Genomic DNA, 6,270 nt, shown 5'->3' with positions numbered 1-6,270 from the left:
TGTTTGGAAACGTCGTATCTAGTTTTGAGAGAACATACTCTCTATATAATTGGTTCAGTGATGATGGCGAAGAGGTCACACCCGTTCCCATACCGAACACGGAAGTTAAGCTCTTCAGCGCCGATGGTAGTTGGGGGTCTCCCCCTGTTAGAGTAGGACGTCGCTGAGCCATACATATTCCACAGTAGCTCAGTGGTAGAGCTATCGGCTGTTAACCGATCGGTCGTAGGTTCGAGTCCTACCTGTGGAGCCATATTGGAGAGCTGTCCGAGAGGTCGAAGGAGCACGATTGGAAATCGTGTATACGGTCAACCCCGTATCAAGGGTTCGAATCCCTTGCTCTCCGCCAGATACATACTCTCTAACTTTATACACTGGCCCGTTGGTCAAGCGGTTAAGACACCGCCCTTTCACGGCGGTAACACGGGTTCGAATCCCGTACGGGTCACCATTTTATACATAACCAACTTTATATTATATGGAGGATTAGCTCAGCTGGGAGAGCACCTGCCTTACAAGCAGGGGGTCGGCGGTTCGAACCCGTCATCCTCCACCATTAATTTTTATTCTTTATATCATCGCGGGGTGGAGCATGGAGCGTAAGCTTCTGTGAAATCACGACGACATGTCTCGACGGATACACAACTAAGATAAACATGTAGAGAAAGAGACAGTCTATATCATATTCGGATACATCGTCCGATACTTTTATATCATCGCGGGGTGGAGCAGTCTGGTAGCTCGTCGGGCTCATAACCCGAAGGTCGCAGGTTCAAATCCTGTCCCCGCAACCAATTTTGGACTCGTGGTGTAGTGGTTAACATGCCTGCCTGTCACGCAGGAGATCGCCGGTTCGACCCCGGTCGGGTCCGCCATTTTTATTTTTTTTGGTGGCTATAAAATACCAAGAATTATCTTGGCTCGATAGCTCAGTCGGTAGAGCAGAGGACTGAAAATCCTCGTGTCGGCGGTTCGATTCCGTCTCGAGCCACCATTTTTTTTTGCCGGTTTAGCTCAATTGGTAGAGCAACTGACTTGTAATCAGTAGGTTGGGGGTTCAAGTCCTCTAGCCGGCACCAGTTTTTTCTTCCTTAATTGGAATAAAAAACGTATTGAAAATAGGTCGTAAATAACTTACAATAGAACCTGTCTTCAATTTGTGGAGGGGTAGCGAAGTGGCTAAACGCGGCGGACTGTAAATCCGCTCCCTCCGGGTTCGGCGGTTCGAATCCGTCCCCCTCCACCATTTTTATTCGTATATTCATCCTTACAGGGGCATAGTTTAACGGTAGAACGAAGGTCTCCAAAACCTTTGGTGTGGGTTCGATTCCTACTGCCCCTGCCATTTAACATTTAAATAATATTGTGGCGGTCGTGGCGAAGTGGTTAACGCATCGGATTGTGGTTCCGACATTCGGGGGTTCGATTCCCCTCGTCCGCCCCATTTATGTGTTGGGCTATAGCCAAGCGGTAAGGCAACGGACTTTGACTCCGTCATGCGTTGGTTCGAATCCAGCTAGCCCAGCCATTTTATATATAGATGAATAAATTATAGATGAATAAAATAATTTGCGGAAGTAGTTCAGTGGTAGAATACAACCTTGCCAAGGTTGGGGTCGCGGGTTCGAATCCCGTCTTCCGCTCCATTTGAATTTTATCTGGCGGCATAGCCAAGTGGTAAGGCACGGGTCTGCAAAACCCTTATCCCCCGGTTCGAATCCGGGTGCCGCCTCCATATAAGTTTTATAGTTCTACAATGCCGGTGTGGCGGAATTGGCAGACGCGCACGACTCAAAATCGTGTTCCTTCTGGAGTGTCGGTTCGACCCCGACCACCGGTACCAATACATACAAATGACAAAGTCAATGCTTAGTGCATTGGCTTTTTTTGTTGAATTGATAATAAAGGATAAAAATGAGGAGAACAATCATGTTCCTCCTTATTTTCTTTTTGGAAAGACATGTATGGAAACTAATACTCTAGATAACATGTTTTTGTATTGAATTGTTCATTTGAGATGTACATTTTCAACTCATGTTCATTCCAAATGAACATTCGGGGATTTAACCATGGTAATCCATTTTTTATCCATGGTAAACCGATATTATAGAAAGTTCCATAAATAAACCAGTCAATAATCAACTAAAAGAGCCCAGCACCCACACTCAGTTCAAAGAAAGACCACCAAATGATCGAAAGTAAAATCTGTATAAGAGAAGAAGATATACGGACCGCGCACCCTGTGCACCCTTTACTTTTATACGGAATAGTTTATGAGCATGACGAATAAATTAGATTTACATCATATGGCGGCATAGCCAAGTGGCAAGGCACGGGTCTGCAAAACCCCTATCCCCGGTTCGAATCCGGGTGCCGCCTCCAATTTTTCATTTAAAAGCTGGTGACGTATATTTGAGTTCCCCCTTAGCTCAAGAATTATCAGATGCCTTTTGAAATTATTTTCGTTACCTACCACGTCAATAAAATACATAAAAATGTAACTTCCCATTTTATTATGGGAAGTTTTTATTTACCTGATCAAAATCAGTAATAAGGACAAAAGTCACACACAATGATAAAATTTTACAATTTTATGATAAGTAAGAAGGATTTATTTCTACTTAATCCGAATAATTACTTCTAATGAAATGAATGAGAATTCACTCATTTTATTCATTAGGAATTCATTTTATATTATGGGGGTTAAGGGATGAGTGTCTTTCGCTTATTTATAGCTGAAATGGCAAAGTTAGCAACAAAGAAAGGGGTATTGATTTCTGTCATCGCCGCTCTGCTTGTACCTGTCGTGTATGGCGGAATTCTGCTGTCACCGACTTGGGGACCATATGACAATTTGTCTAACTTACCTGTTGCAGTTGTCAACATGGATAAGGGAGCATTGGCAGATGACGAGCCGATCAATGTAGGGGAGGATCTGGTTGCAGACTTAAAGAAAGGTAAGGATCTTGGCTGGGAATTTGTCAGTTCAACTGAAGCCAAAAAAGGGTTAGATAATCTAGATTATTATATGGTTATCGAAATCCCAGAAGATTTTTCAGAAAAAGTAACAACAGTACTTGAGGATCAGCCTCAAAAGCTGGAGTTGACTTACATTCAAAATGAAGGTTTGAATTTCATGGCTGCTCAAGTAACAAGAAGTGCAACTGAAAAAATCCGGGAAAAGCTCGGAGACAAAATAACTGAGAAATACGCTAAAAATATGTTTGCGAGTCTTGGAGAAGTTTCTGACGGATTTCAATCAGCCGCAGATGGCTCAAAACAGCTGAATGACGGAATGGTTGAACTTAATGATGGTACAAGCCAACTTTTGCAATCGCTTACAGAAAAATCGGGTGATATATCAAAGTTAGCAAATGGAGCAAACGAACTTGAAGCAGGTACTGGGCAAATGCTCAGTTCGTTAGCCGGAAAGCAAGGAGATATTAGCAAGCTTGCTAACGGATCTAAAGATTTGAGTGATGGGACAGCAGAGATGCTTCAATCTTTGCAAGCAAAATCTGGGGATATCTCAAGATTAGCGGAAGGAGCGAAGCAGCTAGAAAAGAGTATACCTGAATTGAAAGCTGGTACTACCGGTATTTTGAACGGTTTGAAAGGTGCCCAGGCAGCTATTAAGACTGAAATCGGTCCTGGAACACAAGCTATCTCCGCTGGGATTAAAACTGTTGCTGATGAGTCTAAACAACTAGGGGCAGTGTTGAACAGTTTGTCCAGTGATCTACAGAATTTTTTAGCAGCACACCCAGATTTGAAAAATGACCCAGCATTTATGAAAATTTTTATGACAGGACAAGGTTTGGCTTTGAAAGCTAATGATCCTGAAAAGGCGAAACAGCTAGAAGCACTTCAGCAAGGAGCTGGAAAGGTTGCTGGTGCATTTACCGAGAACGCAGTGCCTAATCCAAAGTCGTTGGCAGATGGCGTAAATCAGCTCGTTGTTGGCCAAACTGCCATTGACAATGGTGTAGCAGTGTTAGATCAAAGAGTTCCTTTACTACAGCAAGGTACAGCTTCTGTTGAAAACGGATGGGGTGCACTAACAGATGGAGTTACAAAACTTAATGCGGGGGCGAGCCAGATTTCTGCTGGCAACTCGACAGTGGAAAAGGGCTGGCGTGACCTGACAAGCGGTGCTTCCAGGATTCATTCAGGCATGAGTCAAGTTAGCGATGGAAATGCTTCTGTAGAAAAAGGCTGGGGAGACTTAACAGAAGGTGTTACAAAGCTTAATGACGGAGCAGGTAAACTGAAGGATGGAAGCGGAGAACTTTCTTCAGGTCTAAGGGAAGGAGCAGAAAAAACGAGCGGCATCAAAAATGCGACTGATGCAAATATCAGTATGTTCTCTTCTCCAGTTGAATTAAAGAGTGATACGGTAAACAAGTATCCTCTTTACCGGGATTCAACAGCGCCATTTGTAATATCACTTGCTTTATTTGTTGGAATCTTAATTATGTCCTTGTTTATTAACTTCAAGAAACCTGAAGAGGTTTCCGCATTATCATGGTTTGGTGCAAAGTTTATGAACCTGGGATCGCTTGCCCTCGTGCAAGCATTGCTGTTATCTATTGTAGTGCTTCTGTTTCTAGATATGAATGTGTACAATGGTGCCGGTTTCATATTGTTTGCTTTATTTGTAAGTTTGGTTTTCACGGCAATTGTATTGTTCTTTGCTTCATTCGGAAATGCAGGACGTTTTGTCGCTTTTGTGTTAGTGGTATTGCAACTTTCTACAACTGGAGCGAATTTGCCGATTGATATGCTTCCAGAGAATTTGCGTGCATTAAGTGAGTTCCTTCCTTTCACTTACTCTATTGCAGGCTTTAAAGCATTAACTTCATTAAATGATTCTGGTGCTGCTCTTTCAAATATGAGCATTTTGCTTATTTACTTCGCAGTCTTTGGAGTGCTGTCAGCTGCTGCATTTTTAATTAAGAGTGGCAAAAGTCAGTCGCAAAGGTTTGAAATAGCAGGATAATTGAATAGGTAAAGAAGGTTCTTGGCTTTTCGCCAGGAACTTTTTTTGAATCTTCTTCTTGTACCTTGAATAGTTAAGGGGTAGGGGGAGATGCTGATGAGCAGGAACCAGGTGTTGAGTATCTTCTGTATTGTTGTTATAACGGTTTGTATTACTTCAATCTTTTTTTTGATATTCGATATTGCCAGATATTTAAATATTATCGATATGATGATCACTAAAATATTTTATTCGATTCGAACCATTTTTCTTTTAATCATACTTCTCTTTTTCTGCCTGCTTATTTTATATAGAAAATAAATTAATTTTTTATGAACTTGTCATAAAACTAATACATGCTGCTTATATATAGAACAAGTTAGTTGTAGGTTTTAATGCAGGGCTTCGTTGACTCAATGAAGCCCTGCATTTTTTTTGATAGGAGGTTTTAAGGTGAAAGATAATTGCTATATTGAAACTTCCGCATGATATATTCACCAAATCACTCATAATATTCACCATATCCCTAGATATATTGACATAAAAGCTTGTTATATTGACGAAGCTACATAATTCGACACACTCAAGGCCACCTAATTTAAACACCTATTTAAATCACTTGAATTTCTGCCGTCCCGCCATTCACCTGTGTGAACATTTTAGCCATTGACTCCAACATATCACGAGCTTCACTTTCATCCATCGAAGGCTGTAAATAAACAATATGTAGAGCATTCGCCACACTTTCATCCACCATGGTCCGCTTAGAATCGACGATAGGGCTCCCAAACGCTCCAAGCGAGTCTGCAGACAGCAGCTTCCCTTCCATATTCATCTCACGGCCGTTCAGCCCTTCATATGTGTCTTCAGCCTCGCCGATCCTTACCTCCACATCACCTTGAAGTTTATCAAGGTTATAAAGTCCGATGGGAATTGCGAATCGAATAGAGAAGAAATTATTAACGTCTACACCTGAATTAATTGGAGGAAGTTCTTTGCCGCTCAACACACGGCGCAGCAGTGCTTCTGAAGCCGGGCGATAACGTGAAGGGTCAGTGCCAAGCTTTTTAAACACAGATCGGTATTCGGCTACACCCGGATAATCAGCAGCTGTTTTGTCTTCTAGTTTTAAGGATTCTAGAAATAGCTGGAATCTGCCTTTTATCATTTGCGGTGACTCGCTAATCGCGATATCATGGTATGTAATTGTGCCTATTTTAAACTGCGGGACAAGTTCCTTTATTTTTGGCGAAATTGTGATCATAAGAGAACCCCGTTTCTACTAAATATAT

At 42.0% G+C, this 6,270-nt stretch carries 2 protein-coding genes, 16 tRNA genes and 1 rRNA gene; 18 read left to right on the top strand and 1 reads right to left on the bottom strand.

The window, feature by feature from the left end; all coding sequences use genetic code 11:
• Positions 1–53: 53 nt before the first annotated feature.
• The 18 genes from rrf to UN64_RS13855 all read left to right on the top strand — a co-directional run bounded on the left by rrf (position 54) and on the right by UN64_RS13855 (position 4,999).
• A 5S ribosomal RNA gene (rrf, locus tag UN64_RS13940) occupies positions 54–169 on the top strand.
• A 9-nt stretch (positions 170–178) separates the two neighbouring features.
• Positions 179–253: transfer RNA gene (locus UN64_RS13935), tRNA-Asn, on the top strand.
• A gap of 4 nt (positions 254–257) precedes the next feature.
• Positions 258–349: transfer RNA gene (locus UN64_RS13930), tRNA-Ser, on the top strand.
• A 27-nt stretch (positions 350–376) separates the two neighbouring features.
• A tRNA-Glu gene (locus UN64_RS13925) sits at positions 377–451 on the top strand.
• Between the two features lie 29 nt (positions 452–480).
• Positions 481–556, top strand: a tRNA-Val gene (locus UN64_RS13920).
• Between the two features lie 161 nt (positions 557–717).
• Positions 718–794, top strand: a tRNA-Met gene (locus UN64_RS13915).
• A 5-nt stretch (positions 795–799) separates the two neighbouring features.
• Positions 800–875: transfer RNA gene (locus UN64_RS13910), tRNA-Asp, on the top strand.
• 43 nt (positions 876–918) lie between these two features.
• A tRNA-Phe gene (locus UN64_RS13905) sits at positions 919–994 on the top strand.
• 9 nt (positions 995–1,003) lie between these two features.
• Positions 1,004–1,079, top strand: a tRNA-Thr gene (locus UN64_RS13900).
• Positions 1,080–1,161: 82 nt separating this feature from the next.
• Positions 1,162–1,246: transfer RNA gene (locus UN64_RS13895), tRNA-Tyr, on the top strand.
• Positions 1,247–1,271: 25 nt separating this feature from the next.
• Positions 1,272–1,345 (top strand) — tRNA-Trp (locus UN64_RS13890).
• Between the two features lie 23 nt (positions 1,346–1,368).
• A tRNA-His gene (locus UN64_RS13885) sits at positions 1,369–1,444 on the top strand.
• 9 nt (positions 1,445–1,453) lie between these two features.
• Positions 1,454–1,528 (top strand) — tRNA-Gln (locus UN64_RS13880).
• 43 nt (positions 1,529–1,571) lie between these two features.
• Positions 1,572–1,646, top strand: a tRNA-Gly gene (locus tag UN64_RS13875).
• Positions 1,647–1,660: 14 nt separating this feature from the next.
• A tRNA-Cys gene (locus tag UN64_RS13870) sits at positions 1,661–1,735 on the top strand.
• Between the two features lie 23 nt (positions 1,736–1,758).
• Positions 1,759–1,843, top strand: a tRNA-Leu gene (locus UN64_RS13865).
• Between the two features lie 465 nt (positions 1,844–2,308).
• Positions 2,309–2,382 (top strand) — tRNA-Cys (locus tag UN64_RS13860).
• Positions 2,383–2,710: 328 nt separating this feature from the next.
• Positions 2,711–4,999, top strand: a complete 2,289-nt coding sequence (locus tag UN64_RS13855; protein ID WP_077363653.1) for a YhgE/Pip family protein — start codon at positions 2,711–2,713, stop codon at positions 4,997–4,999.
• A 589-nt stretch (positions 5,000–5,588) separates the two neighbouring features.
• On the opposite strand, the gene UN64_RS13850 is transcribed toward UN64_RS13855, so the two are convergent.
• The gene (locus UN64_RS13850) at positions 5,589–6,242 is read right to left on the bottom strand and encodes a B3/B4 domain-containing protein (protein ID WP_077363651.1); all 654 of its coding nucleotides are present in this window, start codon (positions 6,240–6,242) and stop codon (positions 5,589–5,591) included.
• Positions 6,243–6,270 lie beyond the last annotated feature (28 nt).

Origin of the sequence: Fictibacillus arsenicus, from assembly GCF_001999465.1 — a bacterium.
Lineage (GTDB): Bacteria > Bacillota > Bacilli > Bacillales > Fictibacillaceae > Fictibacillus > Fictibacillus arsenicus.
This window is presented reverse-complemented; position numbering and strand designations above follow the sequence as displayed.